The sequence below is a fragment of the Mesorhizobium sp. LNHC252B00 genome (genome assembly GCF_000502955.1).
Classification (GTDB): Bacteria; Pseudomonadota; Alphaproteobacteria; order Rhizobiales; family Rhizobiaceae; genus Mesorhizobium.
The window spans coordinates 1-629 of sequence record NZ_AYWO01000105.1 but is presented as its reverse complement, the minus strand read 5'-3'; the positions used below and the strand labels follow the sequence as shown (position 1 = coordinate 629).

Annotated in this window: 1 pseudogene; it reads left to right on the top strand. The window is 57.2% G+C overall.

Going from position 1 to position 629, the window contains the following annotated elements:
* A pseudogene (locus X744_RS1000000174770) lies at positions 1-629 on the top strand (lipopolysaccharide biosynthesis protein); the annotation flags it as partial.

The window sequence follows — 629 nt, the reverse complement described above, 5'->3', positions numbered from 1 at the left end:
TTATTCGAGAAACGTCGCGCGCGATATCGCTCCGCAAGCGCTGTTTCGTGCCAGGCTGGCTGGCCGTCTCGAAAGGGCCAGGCTTTCCGGTGAGGCGGCACGCCGCAGGCTGAATTACTACAACAAGTTGCAGGATGGTTTCGCGCCAAGCGCCCATGCCGTGCGCATCGGCAAACTGCCCTTCACGCCAACCATGTACTATTACGACCTGAAGGAATTCGCCCGCTACTTCGATCCCGGCCTGCTCATCGACCTGGAATTCGGCGACGTCAGGAATGTCCCTAAGGTGCCTTCGATCGTTAAGGACCGGCCAATCTGTGCTGACGACGAGAACGCGATCATCATGAAACTCGACAAGTTTCGTCATTTCCAGATGCCGGCTGACGCCATCTCGTTCGCCAACAAGCTGCCGTCCGTTGTCTGGCGTGGTGATCTCAACAATCCGATCAGGACAAGATTTCTGAACGCCGTGCACGACTTGCCGTTCTGCGATGCCGGTTCGCACAAGCCGAACGCACCGCCCGAATACGCCAGGCCTTTTCTCAGCATCAGCCAGCACCAGCGCTATCGCTACATCGTCTCGCTCGAGGGCAACGACGTGGCGACCAATCTCAAATGGATCATGAATT